Genomic DNA, 25,569 nt, shown 5'->3' with positions numbered 1-25,569 from the left:
CTTACTTCCTCCAATCTATTATCCATACATACGACTTAGTTGATATTTCGAATAGGCATCTGGTCTACGATCCATCATTTGTAAGGTCAGCTTAATGATATCTGGTAGATATTCATCATACTTTACCTCTAAAATCATTTGTGATGGATCAAATACAGGCACCATTGCTAAATCCGGATTGAAAAGATCAATATTTCGAAAACTCGACTTAATCTGACTATCAAATGTGATACGAACATTGCCATACGGGTAGGTATAAGCTTCCCGAACATAATCTACCACTGTTACAGGTTTAAGTTGATATAAAGACATTTGAATGTACAACTCGCGAATTAATAGTCTCTGATCGTTTTTCATCCATTCGATTTCACCAATACTCAGCCATTCATATTCATGTTTTGTTATGCAACATTTTTCCTTAAAGGTTAAATTGTTGCGTTTGCTTTTTTTCTCTAATTTAATGACACTTGAACTATTTCCGTATATACGAATACGATATTTGTCTCTTTTGAAATAGCCCTCTTTTTTCTCATTCAGAATTTTATTATCAAAATTATCAAAATAAACACTCCGAATAACATACCTACCATCTCGTCCAGCATTTGTATCAAGCTTCATAACATGCTTTAGCTTATTTTTTAAAATGGTATAATCCACTTGTGAGATGGCATGCTTTAACTCTTTGCGCCCTTTTACTGTAAAATCATCTTGATAACGCATGGATAGACACCTCTTTTAACTGTTGCTTGTACTACTATTGGATGTTGAGCTACTGTCTTTATCTAATTTATTTTTGATATTGTAATCTTTATAGAGGGAAGCTAACCATGAGCTATAATTATCATTGATTTTCTGTTCAATGACTGCGTCTTTTACTTTATCTTTTACATCTGCAAATTTAGCTTCTTTTGCATCCTTTTTACCTGTTACTTTAATAATGTGATAACCATAAGATGATTTCACGATATCGCTTGTTTCCCCCACTTTTAGTGAAAATGCCGCATCCGCAAAATCTTCATCCATATCACTTTTGGCAAAGTAACCTAGATTTCCTCCGTCTGATGCATTGCTTGAATCTTGTGAGTATTTTTTCGCTAGTTGATCCCAATTACCGCCATCATTTAATTTAGCTAATACCGTTTCAGCTGTTTTTTTATCGTTCAATAGGATATGGCTTGCCTCCACCTGTGCTGCCTGATTATATGTGTCTTTATTTTCTTTAAAATAACTTTTTAATTCTGAATCTGTAATATCGAGAGTGGGCACCATTAACTTTTTAGTTAACAAGTATATTTTTACACTTTTCTTGGCATCGCTCATTGTCATGTTATTAGAAGCAAGTGCTGATTTTAATGCCTCTTCGCTGCCATATTGTGTGGCTAAAGTATCCAACTGTGACTCAATTGCCTTTTTAGAAACATTGACATGCTGTTTCTCAGCCTCTAGCTCTATCACTTTATCTGAGATCAATGTATCTAGAACGGTTTTTCCATATTGCTTATTTAAAGCTGAATCCAATTCTTCCTGTGAGATTTTCACATCACCGATTTTCGCCACATAGTTATCTTTACTCACCAGATAATAAGTCACTACTGCTACGACACATATAAATGGAATACCAATAGCTAAAATCAGCTTTTTGCCTATTCCTTTTTTCTTATTTGAGTTCCATTCATTCATCTATATCTTCCTTCCTTTTAGGTGTTAGGTTATTTCACATCCTCTACAATAATTACTATACAAGCTGAATGTGTCAGTTGAATGTCGAGGAAAAAATCTTTAGAAAAATAAAACACTCTATCTCCCAGATGTATTTTTGAAGGAAAAAGTTTGGACATATTAGTATGTATTATGTTTTTCAAAGCGATTGGACATGAATTTCTCTTTGAAACAATTTTTAAGTACACAAAAAAGGGCATTCGATAAGTTTTGTATCCCATAACTTATCGAATGCCCTTTAGCTTTTCTATCCCCTATCAGCGGCTCGTAAAACCTACAACTGTGTGAAATTTCACCTTATAATTTTGGAATCATGACCTCAAAAATCGTGCCGCTTTCAGAACTCTTGATCAAACGAAGGTCTCCACCAATAGATTGTGCCATCATTTTACTTAATGGTAGCCCTAAGCCCAGACCATGAACTTCATATTTTTTATTTTCTCCCCGATAGAAGCGTTCAAAAATAAGTGTTTGCTCTTCCGCTAGAATTCCTCCGCCTGTGTCCGCAACACGAATAAGCACAGCATCCGTTGCTTCGCTGAGTGTAACGGTAATTTTGCCATGACCTTTCATTGCCTGTTTGGCATTTGTAAAAAGATTCGTAAATACTTGTTGAAATCTGACAAGATCAATTTCTACCTGTCTAGGCTCTGGTAATGTGATCAATGTCAATTCAATATCTTCTGTATCCTGTGTCAGCTCCCATTGTGTGACCGTCTCTTGTATCGTTTGATTGATTTCAAGTTTTTCAAGTTTCACAGGAATGGCATTCACAGAGAATGAATTAAACGCTAACAGATCTCCTACCATTGTTTTTAGCTTAGTCGTTTCATTGACAGCCATTCGTATAAATTCCTTTTGGTCTTCGCCTTCAACGACTCCATCCTGAATGGCTTGCAATAGACCACTGATAGAGGTGACTGGTGTTTTTAGTTCATGCGTTACCCCTGCTAATAGCTCAGTTCTCATGGCCTCTAACTGTTCTAATCTTGACGCCATTTCTTTGAAGGAATGCACGAGTTCATATATCTCTTCTTCTTTGATATTATCTGATAGTTGGATATTATAATTGCCATCTTGCACTTGCTTGGCTGCATAGGCCACATCCTTAATCGGTCTGGCTAAACGACGCGACAAGAAATAAATAGCCCCTAATCCTAGCAAGGCTAAACCAACAATCATAATCGCCAACTGACCATATTCTTGATTTAAATGTGTCAGATGCTCTTTTGTTTCCGTAATAATAATGTATCCGACTGTCTTATCATCGATTTCGATTTTCTTTTTAATCGCATAATACGATTGCATAGAATCTTCTGATTTGAATTTGATCGTTTCTTTTTTAGATGACATGACAGATTCAGGTATGGTCTGCTGCTCCATCGGTCCTTTTGGGCGATTGGTAGATAGAATATTCCCTTCCGTATCCACAATATAAATATTGGGGTTGATGCCCATATCGATAAAACGTTCCCGTTCTCTAAATACTCCAGGGTCTACTTTATTGCCGCTTGGAGTTCTCGAAGGCTCTGTGGATGAATTATTGGTAATATTATCTTCCAAACGGTTTGTAATTTCTTCCCCCATGAATTGAAGCATATCTAATCGATTTTGTAACGTTGTGTGGCGTATCCAGATAGCAGACAAAAACGCGACAATCGTTAGTCCGATACATAAAGTAAGCAAATAGCGACTTGTCCAATATTGCGTTAAAGAAACCCTTTTATGATTGATATGATTTGACACTTAATTGATACCCCAATCCACGCAATGTTTTGATTTCACCTTCTGTTGCAGGCCAATCCTTCAATGCCTTGCGTAGCCGTTTAATGGCTAAGTCTACAGCACGGTCACTACCATCATATTCCCATCCCCAGACTTGATCAATAAGTTGATCTCGCGAAAATGTATGATTAGGATGCTCTGCAAGAAACATCAGAACTGATAAATCTCTTGGCGTTAAATCAATTTCATGACCGTCTATCATCACTTGATGGGATTGTAGATTGATTTCTAGACTGCCAAATTGACGTTTGGGCCCTGTATCTCCTTGTGTTCTTCGAAGAACAGCCTTAACACGCGCCACGACTTCCTCTGCTACAAACGGTTTTGCAATATAGTCGTCAGCCCCTTCGTTTAGCCCTTCTAATCTATAATTGACATCACCTAATGCAGTAAGCATAATGACTGGACAATTACTCTCTTGTCGAATCTCTTTTAAAATTTGCCATCCATTTTTGCCCGGCAACATAACATCTAACAAAACAATGTTAGGACTACAAGCATGAAATTTTTCGATTGCTTCGGTACCCGTGAATGCCTGCTCTGTTTGAAAATGTACCTTTTGCAAATATGCCTTTAACACTTGGCTTATGGCAAATTCATCTTCAACAATCAATACTTTATCCATCGCTTGACCCCCATTCATCTTTTTTACTTATACATTATCATCTCAATAAGTCAGTAAGATGTCTAATCGCTGCTCTGTTTAAGATGGATTTAAACAAAAAAACTCTACTAATGTGAAATGGACCTTCACATCAGTAGAGCTATTATCTATCATTAAGCTAATTTTTCTTCATTTCCAAAATAATTGTCGTATTTTTCTTTATCAAGACGGCCTTCCCATTTAGCCATAACAAGTGAAGCAAGTGAATTACCTACTACGTTTACAGCTGTACGAGCCATATCAAGGATACGGTCGATTCCTAGGATAAAGGCTAACCCTTCGAGTGGGATATTAACAGCCGTTAAAGTGGATAGCAATACAACGAATGATACGCCTGGAACACCTGCAATCCCCTTAGAAGTTACCATCAATGTAAGAACCAATGTAATTTGTTGACCTAATGTTAAGTCTATACCATACATTTGGGCAATAAATAATGCAGCGATCGATTGATATAAAGTTGAACCATCCAGGTTAAAGGAATAACCTGTTGGAATAACGAATGATACGATATCTTTTGGAACGCCGGATTTTTCCATCTTCATCATAATACGTGGTAATACAGATTCAGAACTTGAAGTTGAATACGCTAACAATAATTCATCTTTCAAAATGCGAATAATGTGGAAAATACTTAGACCACAAATTTTAGCAACTACTCCAAGTACAATGACAACAAATAAAATCATCGCTAAATAAACAAGGATCGCTAACTTTCCTAATGGAATCAATGATTTTACGCCAAATGTTGAAACAGTTACTGCAATTAACGCGAATACGCCGAATGGAGCGAATTTCATAATTGTATTGGTTACCCAGAACATAGCTTCTGCTACGCCTGAGAAGAATGCTAAAACTGGTTTTCCTTTTTCACCGATTGCCGCAACACCTAAACCAAATAATACGGAGAAAAAGATAATGGCAAGCATGTTACCATCTGACATGGCTTGTACAATATTTGTTGGTACGACATTAATAATCGTCTCAGCAAAGCCGCCACCTTCTTTTACTGTTTTACTTGTCTCTACATAAGTTGAAATATCACCTTTTGTTAAATGAGACATATCTACGCCAACACCAGGATGGAAAATATCTGCTGCTGCGATACCAATGACAATAGCAAATGTCGTAATAACTTCAAAATAAACGATTGTTTTAATACCTAATTTACCAAGCTGTCTAAAATCCCCTTGACCAGCTACACCAACGATCAATGTTGATATGATAATTGGTACAACAATCATTTTGATCATGTTCATAAAGATTGTGCCAACAGGTTGAAGATATTTTGTCACACTTTCATTTCCGTAGAAAATAGCTCCAACTATTACACCAAGAATCAGCCCGATGAGAATTTGCCAAGCTAATCCTAATTTGAATTGTTTCATAAAATAAGTCACCCCTTCAAAATATGATTGCTTTCTATATCAAGAAGCAAAATCATAGCCTAATTATATGGGCAACTTATAAAATCCGACATTATCCGACATTTTAAATGATATAAAAATTCAAAAAAAATCATTTTTTATATAACTTTTCTATTAAATAGATAAGTATTATGCCGAAATGAGATTGATATTTACATATTATTACTTATTTTAATGAATGTTTGAATTTTTCGTTAGCTTCTACATATAAAACTTGTAAAAACTTTTTCACATTGATTTTGGTTTTTCTAGGTGCTGGTTCATTTTCCTGAATATTTTTCATCAACGTTCGTATTTCGGCAAATTCGAAATAACGAGGTGCATAGTATTCAAATTCTGGATTTGTATAATCCACCGCTCCAAGCGTTGCTAAATTACTCATTGCTATAGAGATTGTTCGACGGATACGCTGTTCAATCGCTTTACTTTCTTTCATGATTTCTATACTATTAAATTTCGTTTGGCTAGCCAATTGTTCATAAATATCTTTTAATGGCGGAATCTGAATAGTCTTTTCTTTGCTAGAAGACAAGAAATCGATAATAGATACGATATCGTCACTTCCTACTTCTCCGAGAATACCCATGTCATTTAGGATGGATGACACCATATCCTTAATCGTACGATGAGATTCCTCTTTTGTTTCTTCTTCAAAATGTAATATAGACTTTCGAATAGTCAGAAGAGATTTTTTTAGTAAAAGCCGTTCAGATGTTTTTTTCAACACACTTTGTACTTCAATGCGATTAATCGGTTTGTGTATAAAAAATTCAATATCTTTTTCATAAGCTTCACCGATCATTTCTTTATTTTCAACTTGCGATATCATGATAAAGTTTCCTTTAAATCCTTGATTACGAAGCTGATCTATTGTTTCGATACCATCTAAACTCGGCATCAGAAGATCAATTAGCACAAAATCTGGATCGCTCGATACAATCGGTTCCAATGCATTGACGCCGCTATCAGCTTCTCCAATGACTACACCCATATCCCCTTCTAGAATGATCTGTTTAAGCATACGTCGACTCGCTGCATCATCATCTACAATAAAGTATCGCAAGTTTACTTCACTCCTTTTTGTATGTTCTTGCGAGGTATCTTGATATGGAAAATAGTTCCTATGGATGGACATTCAACATGAATTTGGCCGTCTAGCATTTGAACAATCTCTTGCACATGAGATAAACCGATCCCCGTTGCAGCTACACCTTGTTGGTTATATTTTGTTGTAAAACCCGGTTCAAAAATAACATCCAAATCATCTTCGGCTATACCTTTTCCTGTATCTTGTATGACAAAATGAATCATCTCTCCATACTCAAAAATCCCAAGCTTAATATTTCCTTTTTCTTCTATAGCCTCAATCGAATTGGCTGTAATATTATTAAGAATTGCAAGTAGAGGTATTTGTTGTGTTAATGCAAAATCAACCGTATTGTCGGTTTTAAACTCAATATGCTTATTTAGCATTTCACTATATTTACTATTTGCAGTTATAACAAAATCAACGATGTTCGACAAATAATATACATCTTCTGTCTTAGGCATTGTTATATTCGATAACCCTGAAAAGATCCTCTGCGCATCTTTCTTTACCTCATGAATTTCCTGGGAAATGTGCAATGCCTTCACACTCTGTTCTTGTAATTGTTGTTTCTTTAACGTGCGATATAAATCGTAACTAGCTGCCATTATTTGTTCAATATGATTCATCATTTTTTGCAAATACACTGTTTCGACATATAAATCTGAGCTTAAAGTCAGTTGTTGGTTCAAGCTTTTACGTTGCTCAGATAGTATAATAGAGCTATAGATCCCTACCACAAAGAAACTTCTTAGGATCGCAACCATAACGATTAAAAGCCAATCAGAAAAATCTAAATAGTTATTAGGTAAAATGACATAACGAACAATATGTTCAGCACTATTTGAGATGATCTCAATAAAGGTCGCCATTATTCCTAATTTAAGAGGTTGATCGATCAATTGTTTAACTTTTAATAACTTAAATAAACAAACATACACGAAGTAAAACAAAAATGCAGGATAATGCTCTGTAAAACTATCAGAAAGTGTACCGCTATATATAAAAACGTTTGAAAATATACGAAAAAAAACGACCGTTAATCCTGTTATTATGCCCGTTCGAATGACTGATTTAGGTACACGTATTAAGACTAATAATAGAAAAGTAATACTTCCTAGACCGAAACGGAAATGTTCTCCATTAAATGGTATAATTTTAATTTCACTACTAATTGCTGTGAAGACCGCAATAAGCAATACCCATATCGTTTCGGACTTCAACCATTTGAATGATATTGGATTCATAGGAAATCACCTTTTGAAAAAGACTTAAAAATTCACATACAGTTTATTTTATCATTTTCGATAGGATAAAGAAAAATATTTATCAAGCGAGAAAGATAACCCTTTCAAAGAAAAATATCCCCCACACTCAAGTTGAATGTAGAGGATGTTTGGATCATTTAAATGAAACTGGGATTGTAAAAGACTTTGATTAATGCATCATATGTTGAATAATTTCACGATTGCGTTCTTTGAATATTTCATTGTGAGAGGATACCATACCAAAAGCATTAGCAGATGGTTCAATATAAGTTTTTGCTCTGTTGACCGCATTCACAGCATCTTGAAATGCTCCTGCAATCAGATGCACTTTGCCATCATAGCTCATAATATCTCCAGCAGCAAACAAACCTGGAACAGATGATTCTCCGAATGAATTTCCTTTAATGTAAAAATCATCTACAAGTTGGACGTCGATTGCACTATTACTTAATAACGAAGAATCATGTTCAAAACCATGACTAATAATCACTGCATCGACATCTATATTGATAGACTCTTTTGTTTTGTTATTCGTAAGTTCTACCGTTTTTATCAGATCTTTATGGCTATCATCAGCCAGTAATTTTGTAATAGATGTATTGCAGAATATCATGGCATCACTTGATAATAATTGTTCCACTTGTGATTCATGTGCCGGTAAATTTTCTTTACGATAACTGACATAAACTTTTTTAGCGACCTGTTGTAATTCATTTGCCCAATCAACAGCGGAATTACCACCTCCTGAAATCAAAACAACCTTGTCTTTGAATCGTTGTAGTGATTTGATCGTATAATTCAGGTTGGATACTTCAAATCTTTCTGCGCCTTCGATTTCAAGTTTTTGTGGATTTAAAATACCACTTCCTACCGCAACGATGACCGTTTTTGAAAAATGCTCCTCACCCTTTAAAGTTGTCAGTTTAAAAAGTGCATCTTCGGTTCGAGTAATAGTTTCAACCTTCTCACCTAATACAACAGTAGGTTGAAATGTTAGACCTTGTTCTATCAATTGCTCAATCAGCTGTTCACTAGCTAATGGTTTATGCCCGCCTACATCCCAAATCATTTTCTCCGGATAGACATGAAGTTTGCCACCTAAGTTTGGTTGATATTCGATTATTTTTGTTTTCATGCCTCTCAATCCACTATAAAAGGCTGAATATAAACCTGCTGGTCCTCCACCGATAATTGTAACATCATAAATTTCCTCCATTTGACCCATCCTTTTCACTCCCATGTTTATATACAAAATTTTTATCTCTTATTGACAATCATTATCAATTGAATTATGATTATTGTCAAGTATGATTGAAATTTATTCTCATTTATATCGTTAATTTTTTGCAAATAGGAGGTTTGTTCATAAATGGTGCGTCTACATACCGATGACTTAAGCGTTGGCTATGGTGAAAAGTTGATTTTGCAAAATTTAAATATCGAAATCCCTGATCAAAAAATCACGACAATTATTGGTTCAAACGGCTGTGGTAAGTCGACTTTGCTCAAAACAATGACCCGAATCATTAGTCAACAATCTGGTACGACTGTTTTAGATGGTGCAGATATCGCTAAACAAAAGACAAAAGATCTCGCACGTAAAATGGCGATCCTTCCACAAACTCCGGAAAGCATTAATGGATTGACTGTTGGGGAATTGGTTTCTTATGGACGTTTTCCTTATCAAAAAGGGCTTGGAAAATTGACAAAGAAAGACTATGAGGTGATTGACTGGGCCCTAGAGGTTACAGGCACTACCGATTATAAATACCGTCCCGTCGATGCACTATCAGGTGGCCAAAGACAACGTGTATGGATTGCAATGGCGCTTGCTCAAGAAACAGAAATCATTTTCCTAGATGAGCCGACTACGTATTTAGATATGGCACATCAATTAGAAGTGCTTACATTGCTTCAAAAACTAAACAGGGAGCAACATCGCACTATCATTATGGTGCTTCATGATCTAAATCAAGCTGCTCGATTTGCGGACTACTTAATTGCTCTTAAAGATGGTCAGATTATCAAGGCTGGAAATTGTGAAGATGTTATCCGTCCAGATGTATTAAAAACCGTTTTTAATATAGACGCCTATATTGACAAAGACCCTAGAACGCATAAGCCAATGTGTATGACATACGATCTTATCTAAAGTAAAAGTGAAAAGATTGTTCTCCCCCCAATTGTTATGAAAAATGATAAAGGGAGGCCTTATAAGCAAGTTCTTGCTTGTAGGCTTCTTTTTTATGAATTCAAAAGATTTGACTAATTAAAGGATTATCTTTAAAATTATCTTGAATTCGAGATAATTTTAAAATTGATTTTAAGGGAGCAATTACGATGCTAAGAAAAGTTGATCATAAACAAATGGGAACAAGTCATCTAGGCTGGTTAAATAGTACATTCCATTTTTCATTTGCTGAATACTATAATCCAAACAACATCCAATTTGGTGCACTACGTGTTATTAATGATGATTTAATCGCACCACACACTGGATTCGACCTTCACCCTCACCGTGACATGGAAATCATCTCTTATGTAGTCAAGGGTGCACTCACACACCAAGATAGTATGGGAAACAAACATACAATCACACGCGGTCAAGTGCAATATATGAGTGCGGGTACAGGTGTTTTCCATAGTGAACATAATAGAGGTGAGGAAGAACTTCGTATGTTACAAATCTGGATTTTACCAGATCGATATGGTCATACGCCTCATTATGGTGAATTCCTATTTACAATGGATGAACGAAAGAATAAATGGCTTCACATGGTTTCAGATAAAAAAGGCACTGCACCTATTCAAATAAACCAAGATGCAAATCTCTATGCCCTCGAACTGGATGCAGGCAAGGAAATCGACTTTGAAGTGGCAGAAGGCAGACAAGCATATCTCGTTGAAATAGAAGGCCGAGCAACCATCAATGACATCGAACTTGAAACGCGCGACGGCTTAGAAATCAAGGAAGAAGATATTCATATTAAATCACAAGACACTGCACATATCTTAGTAATTGAAATGGCTAAAATCGACTGATCTTTCTTAAAGGAAAGCTTCACACAGTGATGATTTTCTATACCCCAACTATGTGTTAGTTGGATCAATCGGAGCTTACAGGCAGAGTTGATCCCACACCTATCCTCACTTATTACCGGAGTCTTGATATAGAATTCCTATTACCTGATGAACGAGGAATAAAAAAGTTCCATTTTGATCAATCTTTTTCAAAATGGAGCTTTTTATTTTTGCTACTAAACCGGGGTTCATACGAATTTTTCACCAATCTTTATTTCATCCCACAAACGATTCAATTCTTTCTTCAAGAATGGTTGCTGAAAGTCGGTTCGGTAATAAGTTAAATAAACCATTATATAGACTCAACTACAATAACGGACCAGCCTTTTCCCTTATAGGCATTGTATCCTTTCGTTAGGCAATAGGCACAAATTTGGTTATTCTCTATTACATACCCACGGGTATCCGCGCCACTTATAACCTGATTGACGGCTTTCATATTGTTCAAATTCTTACTTAAAATATTTTCTCTATCTTTTGATGCGATCACGATACCTTCTTTATTGATCAAATATAAATTTGAATGTTCATCAATTTTGACATTATCAATAATATCGTAGATAAAATCCCAGTTGAAACGTGTAGATAATACACCAATGACATTGCCAAATTGATCGCGAATCGGACAAGAGTAGCCCATTGTGTATCCTTGGACAACTTCAGAATAATACATATCTGTTACATATACATCATTATTCGCAACAGTCTCTTTAAACCATTCACGATCCGCCATACTCTTACCAACTTCGCTTTGATTTTTTGCAGTCACTAAAATACTCCCATTCAAATCAACAACCAATAATTCAAAATATACTTCATAAATTTCGTATATATTTTTTAATAAAGCCTGTGCAGCCTGTTTCGTTTCAGCTGTTGGATCTAATACAGCATTTTTGACTGCATCAAAAGTAGCCCATGCTTGTACATCACAATTTCTTTCAAATAAATTACGATCAATTTTATCGATCGTATCAAAAGCAATATCTACTGTTCGGACAGCAATGATTTCATTCGCCTTTTGTTGAATAGAGTTAATAATTTCTTCACTTTCTTTACTTGCATCCATACTTGCTGCGGCAAACTTATTAATCTCTTTTGCTACTACCGAAAAGCCTCGCCCTGCTTCTCCAGCTCTAGCCGCTTCGATCCCTGAATTTAATGCTAATATTTTGGACTGCAAAGAGATCTTTTGTAATTTTTGCATAACTGTTTGCATTTCTTTATTTTGATATTTTAGCTCATTCATCAATGTTGATACATTAAGATTTTTTTCTTGTGTTTTTGTCATATAATAACCCCCTAATTAAAAACCTTTCTTTATAGTATAGCATGCTAATTTTAGAATTTTCCGACTAATAATTGTATTATTGACATTTCATTACTTAAAATTTAATCATAGCGCTTACATATTGTGAGTAAATTTGTTCCTTTATGTAATAAAACCTTACATAAAAAGCTGTCATTGATTAGATGACAGCTTTCGTTTTATTTTAACGCACGTTGTAAAAAAGCCTTTGTACGTTCGTGCTTTGGGTTGTTGAATACTTCATCTGGCGTACCGTCCTCAACAATCACACCCTTATCCATAAATACAATTCGATCAGATACTTCCCTTGCAAATTCCATTTCATGCGTAACAACGATCATCGTTAAGCCTGATTGCGCTAATTCTTTCATTACTTTCAATACTTCCCCTACCATTTCAGGATCAAGGGCTGATGTGGGTTCATCGAATAATAGCGCATCCGGTTGCATAGACAAAGCTCTAGCAATAGCAACACGTTGTTTTTGCCCCCCTGATAATTGACCAGGTCTCGCATTTAAATAACGATCCATTCCCACTACTTTTAGGTATTTCATGGCTACATCTTTGGCTTCGTCTTTTGAACGTTTTAAAACCTTTACTTGACCTAAGATGCAATTGTTTAACACATCGCAGTTATTAAATAAATTAAATTGTTGAAATACCATCCCTAGATGTGTTCGATACGTATTAAGATTTTGCCTATTACCTAGGATATTTTTGCCATTATAAATAATCTCACCGCCACTTGGCGTTTCAAGTAAGTTAATGCAGCGCAAAAGCGTTGACTTTCCTGATCCAGATGAACCAATGACACACACCACTTCACCTTTTTTCACGGAAAAGTTTATGTCTTTTAATACTTCATGTGTACCAAAGGATTTACTGAGATGTTGAATATCGATAATTGTTTCCATAGTTATTCTCTCCTTTGTACCTCTATTTTGTTTGTTCTGGTCCACGAATCAGTGCAGCATCATCTAACATTTGATAATTCGCGTCACCTGTGAGTTTACGTTCAAAGAATCGCAAAATTTGCGTAACAATAATGGTCATGACTAAATAAATAATACATGCTACGAAGAATGATTCGAAGTAACGGAAGTTATTCCCTGCAATCGATTTAGTTTGGAAGAATAATTCTGTTACACCGATTACATTTAACACAGATGTATCTTTGATATTCATCACATATTGGTTACCTGTCGCAGGTAAAATATTACGCAAAACCTGTGGTAAAACTACATGAACCATTGTTTGCCAATGATTCATACCAATAGCCCGTGCCGCTTCAAATTGACCTTGTTCAATACTTATTATTCCACCGCGTACGATTTCAGCCATATAAGCACCTGTGTTGATCGATACAATCAAAATAGCCGCAAAGGTACGGTTCATATCAATGCCAAACAATAAATCAGAACCATAGTAAACAACCATTGCTTGCACGATCATAGGTGTTCCTCGGAAGAACTCAACATAAACAGTTAAAATCGCATTAATGGTTCTTAAAGTCCATTTTTTAGCTCCACCATTACCCTTTGGAATTGTATTAATGACGCCAATAATCAAGCCGATTAATGCGCCAATAATAGTCCCGATTGTTGAAATAACCAGTGTCATCCAAGCGCCTCGTAAGAACATCGGCCAGTTATTTGTAATGATATTGATAAACCATTCTAAGCTCATTATTACTCCTCCTTAAAGCATAACAAGAACTACCAATTGCTATAAATCACACAATCGGTAGCTCTTTAAGTCTAAAAACTATTTAGCTGCTGGTTGATTTTTGATTGCATCATCCATAATTTGTTGACGGTCTTCTTCTGAAATACCTTTAAGAATTTTGTTGATTTTTTCTGTTAAATCGCTATCTTTTTGTAAGCCGACTGCGATTGCAGTATCTTCTTCTGAAGTTTTGAAGCCTTGATCATCCGCAAATTCAACCATTGCGAATTTATCGTTAGCTGCTGTAGCTGAAACTGCTTCAGGTTTTTCCGAAACGTAAGCATCGATTTTGCCTGATTCAAGTGCTACACGCATTGCTGGGAAGTTATCCATCGCTGTTTGTTTTTTAACGCCTTTAATTTGATCAATAACTGTGTAATGGAATGTATTTAACTGAGCAGTTACCTTTGCCCCTTTGAGATCGGCGATTGAAGTAGCACCATCAAACTTGCTACCTTTTTTTACAACCATTACTAGGTTTGATTTATAGTAAATATCTGAGAAATCAATGGTTTTTTTACGTTCTGCAGTTGGCGACATACCAGCAATAATGGCATCAATTTTACCTGAAGTCAATGCAGGTACAAGACCATCCCATTCTGTTTTAACGATTACTAATTTCTTGCCTAATCCATCAGCAATTTTTTGTGCGATTTGTACATCATAACCATTCGCATATTCTGCATTTCCTTTAATGGTAACACCACCATTTGAATCATCTGATTGTGTCCAGTTAAACGGTGGATATCCCGCTTCCATACCTACTGTAAATGTACCTTTACTATCCCCACTACCTGATGATTCTGATTTTTTAGAATCATCCGAACCACACCCTGCTAATACAAGGATGGCCATTAATAAAACACCTGACAATAATGTCCATGTCTTTTTCATATTTCCCTCTCCTTTGAAAAACAATCTCCTATGTGTAATAGAAAAAAGACTATAAAAAAGGAACCTGAGTTGAACTCAGGCTCCAGAATATATCTAGTCCTAAATCCTCCACTTTTATCCCATCATGAGATAGCTCAACTCAATAACTTCGGCAACTTATTGAGACAGTCCTGCAATTATTCACTGCAGACCCAGCATGTAATATCGAGATTATTACAAACTTCGGCAACATTTCCTTCTTCCTAGTTTCCTCGCCTTCTCTAACTCCACTAAGAACTATTAAATATTGCACCTCTACCTCACCGCAATACTAGTGAGGTTGTATTTATCAATTAATAGTGACAGTCTACATGACTAGCACTTTTCTGTCAACCGCTCTCTATTAAATTAGCATAAGATTAGTAGTATTCTAATAAATTCGAGCTATAAATTAGTGAAGGTTTATATCATTTTCCTTCTTTTAAAATATCTGATTCAATATACTGGATTTCACCAGTAGTTGCATCGATTTTTTCAATTTCACCATTTGCTGAGAAATCCATGACATAATTTAATCCATATACTGTAACTTCTTCATCTTCCTCATCATAATTGATCGTGCGAGCAAGCTTCATTTGCAAATGTTCTTTAAATATGGCATCTGCTTGTTCTAATGATAATACAGGATCCATCTTCATATTCAGTAGTTGTGTTTCATCTGGTAATATAATAGAACAATCACGGATAACACCAGTGTATATACCAACATTCACATAGATAGTATATTCCTCTATGCGAATCCCTTTGTAATGGCGTACGAATGTAAAGGTTGTAAATGGTTCGAAATTGTTATCCTCATCCTCTTCATCCAGATCCTCTTCGTTTTCTTCTTCCATCATTTCAAGTTCCTCAAAGAATCGGCGCTCTTCCTCCGTTAAATCTTCTTCTGTTAAAACTTCGAAGTCATCGCCATCTTGAAGTTGTTCTTCCAGTAAATATTTTTCATGAATATTTCCTATTGCAGCTTCTAAGAACATTTTCGCCTTTGTTTCAAGAAGCTCTAAAGGTAATTCCTCTTCTAATTCCTTCCATTCAACATTTGACTCATAATTTTGTTGCAACGCGTCTATCTGTTCCATCTTAATCGTTGGTTCAGTTTCTTCCATATTCCTTTCATCCTCTGATGGATACCAATAGGTGCCTACGTCGTTTTCTATTTTATGCATATCATTGGTAATGCCTAAGAGACTTTCTATAGATTCAGTTACATTGACTTGTTCAAACGCATGCGCATCGGCGACAAATTCATCCAAAAGCTCATCCGCTGTTACGACTTGCCCATCAACACGAACGGCTACATATTCACGTTTCGGATAATATGCAAGTTTCATCTCCCCACTATTTTCGAAGATGCCTAGTTCCACTAGAGGATATTGGCATAATATATTTTTTGCATCTTGTGCTGAAATTTGAATATCTGGATAAGATAATTGATAATACGATTGAAATAAGACAGCTGAGATAATAAATCCTTGCTTATTGATCTCAATAGTTGCACCTGAATTAGGCAAAAATAAATTTAATGCGCTATCCTTTGCTTCAAACACGATCATATAAGATTCGCCATTCCATTCTGTCATCTTTTTAAAATGCAGTTTTTCTTGGCAAAAATCTTGAATAAAATCTTCTGCACAACCGATCAATTCATCAGGCTCTAGCTCTTCATATTCTTCCAATGAAACATCATTGTTGTTTGTGATTTCTTCCATATCAATCATAAAAGATGTAAGTTTTTGATCATCAGATAACTCTATATGACCATATACTAATTTTCTATGTGCATCGATGATTACGCCAAAAGTTGGATCTTCCTCATCATGTTCAATCGAAATAACTGGTCGGCCCATAATATATTCTCGTAATACAAATTCCAAGTTTCTCATTATTTGCTTCCTCTCATTAATCTCTTTAAAAGCGAAGTTATTGTTTTTTATGTCCATCAATATAGAAAATCATTGAATATCTTTTTAAACAATCCTTAAAACCTGATTTTAACATAAATATATGTATTCGTCTTACGTTGCCCTTGTAAAAATATCTACATATAATAAGATAAAGTGAAACTCCATCAGTGGGGGTTTTCTTCATCCCCCATTGAAATAGAGGAACTCAGGTTAAGAACGCCACGTCCTGTGGCAACACCTGAGTGACCAACATCCTGCCCGTCCGAACCAATCGGACTTTTACGGGCAGTTTGATCTCCCATCTATCTTTCTCGTTTCTCTCTCAATCTTGAGATGGGGGTCTTACTGCCCGTTAAAGCGGGATAAAATTGTGGTGACATCTTCTGTTGAATCAAAATAAACCAATAGAATAGGTCTGGTTGATTGATTTTCCACTTCAAAAACTTCTTTATTTATAAATCAAGGAAAAATTTTTGACATCATAGCGAAAATAATGTAAATTACCAAAGGACGAACATTTTAAAGCTATTAAAAAATAATATTCGTTTTTAGGAGAGTGTGGACATGGATAATGTATTTGATTACGAAGATATTCAATTAATTCCCGCAAAATGTATTGTAAATAGTCGCTCTGAATGTGATACAAGCGTTATGCTTGGAGGTCACAAATTTAGACTTCCAGTTGTTCCTGCAAATATGCAAACAATTATAGATGAATCTCTTGCCATTAAATTAGCTGAAAATGGTTATTTCTATATTATGCACCGCTTCCATCCAGAAACACGTGCAGACTTCGTGAAAGATATGATCTCACGTGGATTGATCGCTTCAATTAGTGTTGGCGTAAAACCTGAAGAGTATACTTTTATAGAAGATTTGGCAAAAGCCAATCTAACACCAGATTATATAACAATTGATATTGCTCACGGTCATTCTAATGCTGTCATCAATATGATTCATCATATCAAAAGACTACTTCCTACATCTTTTGTGATCGCTGGCAATGTTGGTACACCTGAAGCTGTACGTGAACTCGAAAATGCAGGTGCTGATGCGACAAAAGTTGGTATTGGACCTGGTAAAGTATGTATCACTAAGATTAAAACAGGCTTTGGTACTGGTGGTTGGCAATTAGCTGCCCTTCGCTGGTGTTCAAAAGCTGCAACGAAACCTATTATTGCAGATGGTGGGATTCGTACAAATGGTGACATTGCGAAATCCGTTCGTTTTGGTGCAACAATGGTTATGATCGGATCACTATTAGCTGGTCATGAAGAATCCCCAGGTAAAACAATAGAGATAAACGGTAAGCTTTATAAAGAGTATTTTGGTTCTGCGTCTGAATTCCAAAAGGGTGAACGAAAAAATGTCGAAGGTAAAAAAATGCACGTTGAACATCGCGGTCATTTAAGAGATACACTAATCGAAATGGAACAGGACTTACAATCTTCTATTTCTTATGCAGGTGGTTCAAAACTTGAAGCAATTCGTAATGTCGACTATGTCATTGTGAAAAACTCTATTTTTAACGGTGACAAAGTATACTAATCGAGGTTTTTGATAAATTGAAACTTCACCAAGAAGGGGTTTTCTTCACTCCTACCAGATATTAGTTGAAGCATGGGTTTTACAGGTAGTTGATCTATACTTACCTCTGCTTGTTACTTGCATTTAATGTTGGAGACCATACTGCCCGTTAGCACGGGATAAAAATGCATCCTGATTATTGGAACGCCACTGTTTCTAATCATTCAGGATGCTTTTTTGCTGAATTTCTATTATATAGCATCAGGCTATTGATTATACTTGCAGTAACGGATGAACGTTGACACGATCGTTCAATGATGTCTTTGATTCAAAATAGTGTCTAAACATCTTCTAACAGAAGTAAACTTTCATAAGAGATTTCCCCTAAACCTGCACATAAAAAGTTTTTTATACAGAAAATACTTAAATTGTTACTCAAAATATGTATTTTTATGAATAAAGACTCAATACACTTCTTTCAAATCGTGGTAAAATTGACCTGAAAAATTAAAAATATGATATTATTTATGCTATTCGTCTGATAATTATAAATAGACTATAGACATAGATCAAAATCATATGAAATATAAATCTACATAGAGAGGTCATCTTTAAATGAAACTATTTTCTAATTGGAAGTTACGAAGTAAATTAATATGTGCATTTTTAGTCATTCTAATCATTCCTTCCACCGTTTTAAGTGTTATCTCTTATAGTAGTACTAAAAATCAAATCGAAGAAGATCAGATCAATAGTGCTAAAGTGAACATCAATCTATTAAATACCCAGATTACAAACACTATTCAAGCCAAAACACATGATGTAGAATACTTTTCCAAAAAGATTACATCGTCAACTTTAGATATCTCCAAAGACTCAGACTTACGTAAAATTTTAGATCAATATGTTAATGAGCATCCAGAGGCTGCAATGGCATACATCGGTACAGTAAAGGGACAAATGATTCGAATGCCATACTTCAAATATCCAAAAGACTATGACCCTCGAAAACGCCCATGGTATCAAGAAGCTATGCAAAATAACGGAAAGGTCATTATTACAGAACCATATACATCCTCAACTTCCGGTAATTTAGTCATAACGATTTCAAAAAAATTACAAGATGGTACCGGTGTTGTCGGTATTGACATTAATATCGATACTCTTCGAGAGATTGCAAATAAAGTGAAAATTGGTCAAAAAGGTTTTATCACTTTAGTCGATAATCATAAAACCATTATTTCGCATCCTCATAAGGAAAGCGGCACAATTGCTTCAGAGAAATATATGAAAACGGTTATGGCTAACGAAACAGGACAAACAGACAATCATAAACATCACATTATATATACAACCAATCAGTTAACAGGATGGAAAGTGATTGCTACAACATATGATTCCGAAGCTACAAAAGCCGTGATGTCAACACTATATACATTTTTGGCTGTACAGATTCTATTTTTAATTGTAGGGAGTATGTTAGTCCTTATGATTGTTCGTTCAATTGTGAACCCTATCAAGAAGTTGGAAACAAACGCTCATAAGATGAGTGAAGGAAATTTGACGGAGAGCATCGTCATTCATTCTAATGACGAAATTGGCGAACTTGCGAAATCATTTAATACTATGAAGGATAATCTCACATCTCTTATCCATAAAGTCAATACGAGTTCAACCCTTGTTCGTTCTTCTGCTGAAGAGCTTGCAGCAAGCACTGATCAAAATATGATAGCAGCACAGCAAATTGCTTCTGCCATGCAACAAGTTTCGATGAATACAGAACAGCAAACGACTAACATTGAGCATAACAGCAATGCTATAGAAGAAATTTCAAAAGGGATTACGATTATTGCAGATAATACTTCAGAAGTATCAGCACTATCTACACATGCAACACAGCAGGCTGAAGATGGACAGCATTCCCTTCAAGATACAGTCGCTCAAATGGATTCCATCCATCAATCAGTGACAAAATCTGATACTAAAATCAGATCTCTATATGATCGCACGAAAGAAATCGGTGCCATTCTAGATATCATCGGTAACATAGCCGATCAAACCAATTTGCTAGCGCTGAATGCCTCCATCGAAGCAGCACGTGCTGGGGAACATGGTAAAGGATTCGCTGTCGTTGCAGAAGAGGTCCGGAAACTTGCAGAAAGCTCTCAACAGTCTGCTAGCAAAATTGCAGAACTGATTACAGCTGTCCAACAAGATTCTGGAGAAACCGTCAATATCATGCTAAATACTTTAGAAGACGTACAAAAAGGGATCACCATTTCTCAAGATACAGCTACTAAATTCGAAGCGATTATCGCAAGTATGCGGGATATTACGCCAAAGATTGAAAATGTATCGGCTACTGCAGAACAAATATCCGCATCTGCCCAAGAATTATCGGCTACTGCACTTGAATTAAATGATCATGCTAAAGACAATGCTGCTGCCTCTGAGGAAGTAGCCGCTTCTACAGAAGAAACTCTATCCTCTATGGAATCTATGGAAGCATCGGTTGGACAACTCGTGAAATTATCTGAAGAATTGCAAATGGTCGTACAACAATTCAAAATAAAGTGAAACTCCATCCGTGGGGGTTTTCTTCATCCCCCACTGAACTAGAGGAACTCAGGTTAAAGGCCCACGTCCTGTGGCAACACCTGAGGGGCCAACATCTTGTTGGCCCGAAGCAATCGGGCCTATCAGGCAGTTGCTCCCCTATTTTTTGCTTGTTATTTATGGCTTGAAGAAGCGAGTGCTTACTGTCTGCTCCCTATGGTAGGAAAAATAATGATTTATTTAAAGCGGTTCTAATGGTAAAACTTCACCAATAGAACCGCTTTTATTTAAGAAAAAACCTTCTTTTTTCATATAAATGGCTACTCAGCATAAATTGATATAAAAAAGGTGTGATTGAAGATGAATAATGATCTCCAATTTATAAGACATTTTCTACCTCCCACTGCCTCTATTTTAGAATTGCCACAAATAGGTCCTGTTGTTCAACATGTTGATGTAGATGGAGATTCCATAGAGGAACTAGTTACCGCCTATGTTTATCAAGGGAATACTTTCCTTCTCTTGCTCAAACAGATCCATTCTCAGTGGCAGCCAATGATTCACCTTAAAATTGATGAACATACGATTGCCGGACTATATCCGATAAAAATCAAACGTAGTACAAAAAAGGCATTGGTCATTGAATGGCAGACCCAACAATTACCTTCTTATTTAGATTATTTACAATGGACGCCAAACGGTTTTGAAAGACTACCTGTAGATACTTCACAAGTTGTTATTGCCAAAAGTTATGGAGACGTCACAGGCGACGGCATGATCGATACAGTCTATTTAACCGGTACTAAAAAACCAGATAGCCCCTACTGGCAAAATATTAACCTTATTATCTTCCAGCATTCAAAAAATACTTATGAAAAAATAGCCTTAAAAGAAAATAGCGGATATAACCCAACTATTTTTCTTGGGGATTTCACAGGTAATCATGTCGATGATATATTGGTCACTATAGATACAGGGGGTAGCGGTGGAATCATCTACACAGAAATCTATACCTATGTCGATGGGAAAACGCGTCAAATATTTGATGGTGAGGCCTATCAGCAACAATCCAAATATACGGTCAATTATGAGGATTTTTATAAAATGAGCGTCACTAGTTCACATCCAAAGAAACGGTATATTTTAGATATTCGTTATAAAGGTAAAGAATATCTAGCAGAAATTTATAATCCCGATGGTACATTAAAAGCACCTATAGAGGGTTGGGTCGATCCTTTAAGTGGACTGTATCCGGTCGATTTTGATCGGAACGGCATATATGAACTTCTAGCATTTCAAAAGATTGCCGGCAGATATCACGCGGACGGTCTTGGTTATATACAAAATATATTGTATTGGGATGATCAACAATTTAAAACAGAAAGCCAAAGTGTCGCTATCGAAGGCAGGGACTCTTAAATATGAAACAGGGACTGCGACATGAGCTGAAAACCAATTGATTTTCGTGCAAATGCTGAAAATAAAACCGTATGAAATCAAGACTAATACATTTGATTTCATACGGTTTGTTTATTTTAATAAAGTTTTGTGCCGGCCACTTCTTTGTTAACTTTTATCCCATCTTAGCTGGCCAGTCATATTCCCACTTCACTTTATGCTATAAAGCAAGCTTCTGTTGTTCATAATCATAGGCATCTAACACAGTATCTAAGTAATTGCCTTGTGTTTTTTGTAAGGCCAACCCTTGGCTTACTAAACCTCTCCAAAGTGCCCTATCTAATGCATAAGGAGCTTCATGTTGAAGAATGTCTACAAGGTTTTTAGACAATGCGACTTGATACGTATTTTCCCCATTTTGAACGCATAATGAATAGATTCTCCATGTTTCAACTGAAACTTGATAACCTTTGTGCCATTCTTTTAGTTGACTTTCCATATCGCTCGCTACTCTTTTGAAAAATTTTCTAGTTGCAAAATTATTCGCCATTGTTGATCTAAAAAAGGCATTTGTATTCATCTCAACCTCTCCTTTGCTTTAATCTCTAGTTATCTTATTGGTATTATATAAAATTATGAATCAAATGTAAACGAATAATTAAAAATTACCTGCAAAAAAGTAAAAGCAGTTATCTCCCCTAACAATCACCTCATAATTTCATTATCTTTCGCATAAAAATTAGTACAGGTTATTTTTTAGCATTCTATCCTTTAAAAAAGTGGAATAGGAGAGAAAAATTGCAGAAAATGTTGCCGAGGAATCAGCCATTAAAATTGATACTGAGAAAAAGGCAAAAACAAATGTTAAGGCAAAAAAGATCTCAGCTCAGAAAACCCATTAAGAAAAAACACAAGGAGGCCGTAAGCCAAGAATCACTTCTACCCAATTAGTCAGATTTCAATATGTAATATAAGAAAAATTTTCTGGCATTTTTTAATTTGACCATAATCAAAATATCGTTGAATTAATCGTGCTTTTATAAATAATTACTTCCCCTCTTTATCCCTCCCATTTCTTGAAGAACAGGATCTTACTGCCGATTAATGCGGGATAAACAGATAAAAAGGTGACTTAAAAGTACAAATTACTGCTTTTAAGTCACCTTTAGCATGTATCAAGATCATACAAGTATTGAATTTCAGCTCCATCCCATTAAACTGCATGTGATTTAAATTTCATATTTATCAATAAAACAGGTTGCTGAACGGACGAGCTACCTGTTTTATTTTTATACTGCTTATATGACCAATTCAAATAAGCCAATACTTCTTATCCCCAAATATGGGATTTAAGAAGTATTTTTGTTTGAAGAGATTGTTTCCACAAGCGTCATCATCCTTCAATTAATACTGACAAGCCTCATCATTCTGTAAAGGTTGATTTCGCCGTTTTAGTTCCTTCCGTATTTCACTTGTCCATATTCCTTCTTCTAACTGATTGGCTATTTCGATTAAGATTTCAATATCTTGAAATGAATATTTTCTCATCCCTTTCTTCGACCTCTCAGGGAATACGAGTTTTCTGTCTTCATAATAACGAATTTGTCTTTCTGTAAGTCCCGTTAATTCACTGACTGTACCAATAGAAATTACTTTCTTCTCCTTATATGAATCATCATTCCAAGTAATAAAAATCCCTCCTTTAAAATTAACAGAAAATTATGATATTATTTTACATTTTAAAGCTTATAAATGCAACCTTGTTATGTTATTTTTTTTAACATGAAATGATTACATTTCTATCATTATTTTAAAATTATACTTGTTTTCTAAAAAAGTGTGTAATGTTTTCTTACATTATTAGTGTTTTTTTATAGTTTAATAAATATACTAAGGTAAATCCAATTTGCAAACTTCGTAATGGATTGAATAAAAACAGAGGGGGTTTATTATGAAATTTAAAAAATCTTTAACTCTATTACTTTCTGGAGCTTTAATCGCAGGGGTTCTTGCAGGATGCTCTTCCAAATCTTCTGATTCATCTGATGGGGATTCAGGCGGATCTGGAGGAAAAGTCATTAAAATCGCTACCCAATCGCCTCTTTCTGGGGGTTCTGCTATTTTAGGTGAAGCACTTAAACTCGGTGCACAACTTAAATTAGAAGAAGAAAGTAAAAAATTCGAAAAGCTTGGTTACAAGCTTCAACTTGAACCATATGATGACCAAGGTGACCCTAAAAAAGGTGTTTCTAATGCCAACGTAATTGGAGCAGATAAAGAAATTTATGGTATTATCGGTCACTTAAATTCTGGGGTTACGATTCCATCTTCGGAAGTATATGAAAAGTATCATGTAGCTATGGTTTCTCCAGCTGCTACAGCAGTTGAAGTTACAGAACGGGGATTGAAAACAGTCAATCGTATCGTTGCACGAGATGATTTCCAAGGACCAGCTGGTGCAGAATATGCAGTAAAAGAATTAGGTGCCAAAACAGCATTTATTATTCAAGATAAAACAGCTTATGGACAAGGTTTAGCAGATGAATTCAAAAAGGCAATTGAAAGTCAAGGTGCAAAGGTAGTAGGTTATGAAGGTATCACTGTTGGTGAAAAAGATTTTAACGGTGTAATCAATAAAGCTAAGTCTCAGAACCCTGACGTCATCTACTTTGGAGGTCTTTATGCTGAAGGCGGTTTAATTATTAAACAAGCTCGTGAAAAGGGCATTGATGTTCCAATTATGGGTGGTGACGGTTTAGACTCATCAGGTTTAGTCGACATTGCCGGTGATAAAGTTGCAAATACTTATATTACTTCTGTTGCTGGTGATAGTACAAAAACAGAAAGTGGTAAAAAATTCGTAGAAGATTATAAAGCGAAATTTAATAAAAAAGCCGAATCTTATTCCGTTTATGGTTATGACTCTATGGGGGTTTTACTGAAAGGTATAGAAGACGCTATTAAAGCAAATGGCGATAAATTACCTTCTAAAGAAAAAGTCGCTGAAGCCGTACGTGCTGTAAAAGATTACAAAGGGGCTCTAACAGAAGTTTCCTTCGATGATAAAGGGGACAACACGAAAGCGAAAGTATTCTTGTATAAATTCGATAAAGCTAGCTATCCTCCTGCACTTCAAGGAGAAGTTAGTCAATAATCAATTGTTTACATGGGGTGTTGAGATATTCCTCT

General features: G+C 35.6%; 22 protein-coding genes and 1 riboswitch. Of the genes, 6 read left to right on the top strand and 16 right to left on the bottom strand.

Features of this window, described 5'->3' with window-relative positions:
• Positions 1 to 18 precede the first annotated feature (18 nt).
• The 8 genes from FEU33_RS16095 to FEU33_RS16060 all read right to left on the bottom strand — a co-directional run bounded on the left by FEU33_RS16095 (position 19) and on the right by FEU33_RS16060 (position 9,166).
• Entirely contained in the window at positions 19 to 720 is a 702-nt protein-coding gene (locus FEU33_RS16095) for a polyphosphate polymerase domain-containing protein (RefSeq protein ID WP_146550504.1), read from the bottom strand.
• 15 nt (positions 721 to 735) lie between these two features.
• Positions 736 to 1,680, bottom strand: coding sequence for a peptidylprolyl isomerase (locus FEU33_RS16090; protein ID WP_146550503.1), 945 nt, complete (start codon positions 1,678 to 1,680; stop codon positions 736 to 738).
• A 336-nt stretch (positions 1,681 to 2,016) separates the two neighbouring features.
• Complete coding sequence (locus FEU33_RS16085) at positions 2,017 to 3,465, bottom strand: sensor histidine kinase (protein WP_244951064.1); 1,449 nt, start codon at positions 3,463 to 3,465, stop codon at positions 2,017 to 2,019.
• A complete protein-coding gene (locus FEU33_RS16080) occupies positions 3,443 to 4,129 on the bottom strand; it encodes a response regulator transcription factor (RefSeq protein ID WP_146550502.1) in 687 nt (228 codons plus the stop codon). Before FEU33_RS16080 ends, FEU33_RS16085 begins: the two co-directional genes overlap by 23 nt.
• A 152-nt stretch (positions 4,130 to 4,281) precedes the next feature.
• On the bottom strand, positions 4,282 to 5,556 hold the full coding sequence (locus FEU33_RS16075; protein ID WP_146550501.1) for a cation:dicarboxylate symporter family transporter: 1,275 nt from the start codon (positions 5,554 to 5,556) through the stop codon (positions 4,282 to 4,284).
• A gap of 205 nt (positions 5,557 to 5,761) precedes the next feature.
• Positions 5,762 to 6,658 (bottom strand): response regulator, encoded by an 897-nt coding sequence (locus FEU33_RS16070; RefSeq protein WP_146550500.1) that lies wholly within the window; start codon positions 6,656 to 6,658, stop codon positions 5,762 to 5,764.
• Between the two features lie 2 nt (positions 6,659 to 6,660).
• Positions 6,661 to 7,929 carry a sensor histidine kinase gene (locus FEU33_RS16065; protein ID WP_146550499.1) on the bottom strand — a complete coding sequence of 423 codons (1,269 nt, stop codon included), beginning with the start codon at positions 7,927 to 7,929 and terminating at the stop codon, positions 6,661 to 6,663.
• A 190-nt stretch (positions 7,930 to 8,119) separates the two neighbouring features.
• A complete protein-coding gene (locus tag FEU33_RS16060; protein ID WP_425127976.1) occupies positions 8,120 to 9,166 on the bottom strand; it encodes an NAD(P)/FAD-dependent oxidoreductase in 1,047 nt (348 codons plus the stop codon).
• 153 nt (positions 9,167 to 9,319) lie between these two features.
• Here FEU33_RS16060 and FEU33_RS16055 point away from each other — a divergent pair, with 153 nt between their 5' ends.
• Complete coding sequence (locus FEU33_RS16055) at positions 9,320 to 10,102, top strand: ABC transporter ATP-binding protein (protein ID WP_146550497.1); 783 nt, start codon at positions 9,320 to 9,322, stop codon at positions 10,100 to 10,102.
• A gap of 188 nt (positions 10,103 to 10,290) precedes the next feature.
• Entirely contained in the window at positions 10,291 to 10,992 is a 702-nt protein-coding gene (locus FEU33_RS16050) for a pirin family protein (protein WP_146550496.1), read from the top strand.
• A 331-nt stretch (positions 10,993 to 11,323) separates the two neighbouring features.
• Here FEU33_RS16050 and FEU33_RS16045 read toward each other — a convergent pair whose 3' ends face one another.
• The 6 genes from FEU33_RS16045 to FEU33_RS18910 form a co-directional block, all read right to left on the bottom strand.
• On the bottom strand, positions 11,324 to 12,319 hold the full coding sequence (locus FEU33_RS16045; protein ID WP_146550495.1) for a methyl-accepting chemotaxis protein: 996 nt from the start codon (positions 12,317 to 12,319) through the stop codon (positions 11,324 to 11,326).
• A gap of 197 nt (positions 12,320 to 12,516) precedes the next feature.
• Entirely contained in the window at positions 12,517 to 13,251 is a 735-nt protein-coding gene (locus FEU33_RS16040; RefSeq protein ID WP_146550494.1) for an amino acid ABC transporter ATP-binding protein, read from the bottom strand.
• A 22-nt stretch (positions 13,252 to 13,273) separates the two neighbouring features.
• Positions 13,274 to 14,023 carry an amino acid ABC transporter permease gene (locus tag FEU33_RS16035; protein ID WP_146550493.1) on the bottom strand — a complete coding sequence of 250 codons (750 nt, stop codon included), beginning with the start codon at positions 14,021 to 14,023 and terminating at the stop codon, positions 13,274 to 13,276.
• A gap of 78 nt (positions 14,024 to 14,101) precedes the next feature.
• On the bottom strand, positions 14,102 to 14,956 hold the full coding sequence (locus FEU33_RS16030) for a transporter substrate-binding domain-containing protein (protein ID WP_146550492.1): 855 nt from the start codon (positions 14,954 to 14,956) through the stop codon (positions 14,102 to 14,104).
• Between the two features lie 122 nt (positions 14,957 to 15,078).
• Positions 15,079 to 15,261: riboswitch (Lysine riboswitch) on the bottom strand.
• Between the two features lie 141 nt (positions 15,262 to 15,402).
• A complete protein-coding gene (locus FEU33_RS16025) occupies positions 15,403 to 16,878 on the bottom strand; it encodes a PepSY domain-containing protein (RefSeq protein WP_146550491.1) in 1,476 nt (491 codons plus the stop codon).
• 185 nt (positions 16,879 to 17,063) lie between these two features.
• Positions 17,064 to 17,201, bottom strand: a complete 138-nt coding sequence (locus tag FEU33_RS18910; protein ID WP_186731459.1) for a hypothetical protein — start codon at positions 17,199 to 17,201, stop codon at positions 17,064 to 17,066.
• Positions 17,202 to 17,463: 262 nt separating this feature from the next.
• Between FEU33_RS18910 and guaC the strand changes: the two genes are divergently transcribed.
• From guaC to FEU33_RS16010, 3 genes are all read left to right on the top strand, one after another.
• Entirely contained in the window at positions 17,464 to 18,447 is a 984-nt protein-coding gene (gene guaC, locus FEU33_RS16020) for a GMP reductase (RefSeq protein WP_146550490.1), read from the top strand.
• Between the two features lie 594 nt (positions 18,448 to 19,041).
• Complete coding sequence (locus tag FEU33_RS16015) at positions 19,042 to 21,003, top strand: methyl-accepting chemotaxis protein (RefSeq protein WP_146550489.1); 1,962 nt, start codon at positions 19,042 to 19,044, stop codon at positions 21,001 to 21,003.
• A 339-nt stretch (positions 21,004 to 21,342) separates the two neighbouring features.
• Entirely contained in the window at positions 21,343 to 22,401 is a 1,059-nt protein-coding gene (locus FEU33_RS16010; RefSeq protein WP_146550488.1) for a hypothetical protein, read from the top strand.
• Positions 22,402 to 22,600: 199 nt separating this feature from the next.
• Here the strand turns inward: FEU33_RS16010 and FEU33_RS16005 are convergent, their stop codons facing one another.
• Complete coding sequence (locus tag FEU33_RS16005) at positions 22,601 to 22,960, bottom strand: hypothetical protein (protein ID WP_146550487.1); 360 nt, start codon at positions 22,958 to 22,960, stop codon at positions 22,601 to 22,603.
• Between the two features lie 824 nt (positions 22,961 to 23,784).
• On the bottom strand, positions 23,785 to 24,069 hold the full coding sequence (locus FEU33_RS16000; protein ID WP_146550486.1) for a MerR family transcriptional regulator: 285 nt from the start codon (positions 24,067 to 24,069) through the stop codon (positions 23,785 to 23,787).
• Between the two features lie 262 nt (positions 24,070 to 24,331).
• On the opposite strand from FEU33_RS16000, the gene FEU33_RS15995 reads away from it, so the two are divergent.
• On the top strand, positions 24,332 to 25,534 hold the full coding sequence (locus tag FEU33_RS15995; RefSeq protein WP_146550485.1) for a branched-chain amino acid ABC transporter substrate-binding protein: 1,203 nt from the start codon (positions 24,332 to 24,334) through the stop codon (positions 25,532 to 25,534).
• The last annotated feature ends 35 nt before the right edge of the window (positions 25,535 to 25,569 follow it).

It is taken from the genome of Rummeliibacillus suwonensis (genome assembly GCF_007896435.1).
Lineage (GTDB): Bacteria > Bacillota > Bacilli > Bacillales_A > Planococcaceae > Rummeliibacillus > Rummeliibacillus suwonensis.
The sequence above is the reverse complement of the archived record's forward strand: the minus strand, read 5'-3'. Positions and strand labels throughout refer to the sequence as shown.

What these genes read in the sequence shown, in the direction of transcription:
- FEU33_RS16040 (WP_146550494.1), bottom strand. Translation starts at nt 13,251, where the DNA reads ATGGAAACAATTATCGATATTCAACATCTCAGTAAATCCTTTGGTACA.
- FEU33_RS16050 (WP_146550496.1), top strand. Translation starts at nt 10,291, where the DNA reads ATGCTAAGAAAAGTTGATCATAAACAAATGGGAACAAGTCATCTAGGC.
- guaC (WP_146550490.1), top strand. Translation starts at nt 17,464, where the DNA reads ATGGATAATGTATTTGATTACGAAGATATTCAATTAATTCCCGCAAAA.
- FEU33_RS16015 (WP_146550489.1), top strand. Translation starts at nt 19,042, where the DNA reads ATGAAACTATTTTCTAATTGGAAGTTACGAAGTAAATTAATATGTGCA.
- FEU33_RS16055 (WP_146550497.1), top strand. Translation starts at nt 9,320, where the DNA reads ATGGTGCGTCTACATACCGATGACTTAAGCGTTGGCTATGGTGAAAAG.
- FEU33_RS16060 (WP_425127976.1), bottom strand. Translation starts at nt 9,166, where the DNA reads ATGGAGGAAATTTATGATGTTACAATTATCGGTGGAGGACCAGCAGGT.
- FEU33_RS16035 (WP_146550493.1), bottom strand. Translation starts at nt 14,023, where the DNA reads ATGAGCTTAGAATGGTTTATCAATATCATTACAAATAACTGGCCGATG.
- FEU33_RS16090 (WP_146550503.1), bottom strand. Translation starts at nt 1,680, where the DNA reads ATGAATGAATGGAACTCAAATAAGAAAAAAGGAATAGGCAAAAAGCTG.
- FEU33_RS18910 (WP_186731459.1), bottom strand. Translation starts at nt 17,201, where the DNA reads ATGGGAGATCAAACTGCCCGTAAAAGTCCGATTGGTTCGGACGGGCAG.
- FEU33_RS16095 (WP_146550504.1), bottom strand. Translation starts at nt 720, where the DNA reads ATGCGTTATCAAGATGATTTTACAGTAAAAGGGCGCAAAGAGTTAAAG.
- FEU33_RS16045 (WP_146550495.1), bottom strand. Translation starts at nt 12,319, where the DNA reads ATGACAAAAACACAAGAAAAAAATCTTAATGTATCAACATTGATGAAT.
- FEU33_RS16065 (WP_146550499.1), bottom strand. Translation starts at nt 7,929, where the DNA reads ATGAATCCAATATCATTCAAATGGTTGAAGTCCGAAACGATATGGGTA.
- FEU33_RS16025 (WP_146550491.1), bottom strand. Translation starts at nt 16,878, where the DNA reads ATGAGAAACTTGGAATTTGTATTACGAGAATATATTATGGGCCGACCA.
- FEU33_RS16010 (WP_146550488.1), top strand. Translation starts at nt 21,343, where the DNA reads ATGAATAATGATCTCCAATTTATAAGACATTTTCTACCTCCCACTGCC.
- FEU33_RS16080 (WP_146550502.1), bottom strand. Translation starts at nt 4,129, where the DNA reads ATGGATAAAGTATTGATTGTTGAAGATGAATTTGCCATAAGCCAAGTG.
- FEU33_RS16005 (WP_146550487.1), bottom strand. Translation starts at nt 22,960, where the DNA reads ATGAATACAAATGCCTTTTTTAGATCAACAATGGCGAATAATTTTGCA.
- FEU33_RS16030 (WP_146550492.1), bottom strand. Translation starts at nt 14,956, where the DNA reads ATGAAAAAGACATGGACATTATTGTCAGGTGTTTTATTAATGGCCATC.
- FEU33_RS15995 (WP_146550485.1), top strand. Translation starts at nt 24,332, where the DNA reads ATGAAATTTAAAAAATCTTTAACTCTATTACTTTCTGGAGCTTTAATC.
- FEU33_RS16075 (WP_146550501.1), bottom strand. Translation starts at nt 5,556, where the DNA reads ATGAAACAATTCAAATTAGGATTAGCTTGGCAAATTCTCATCGGGCTG.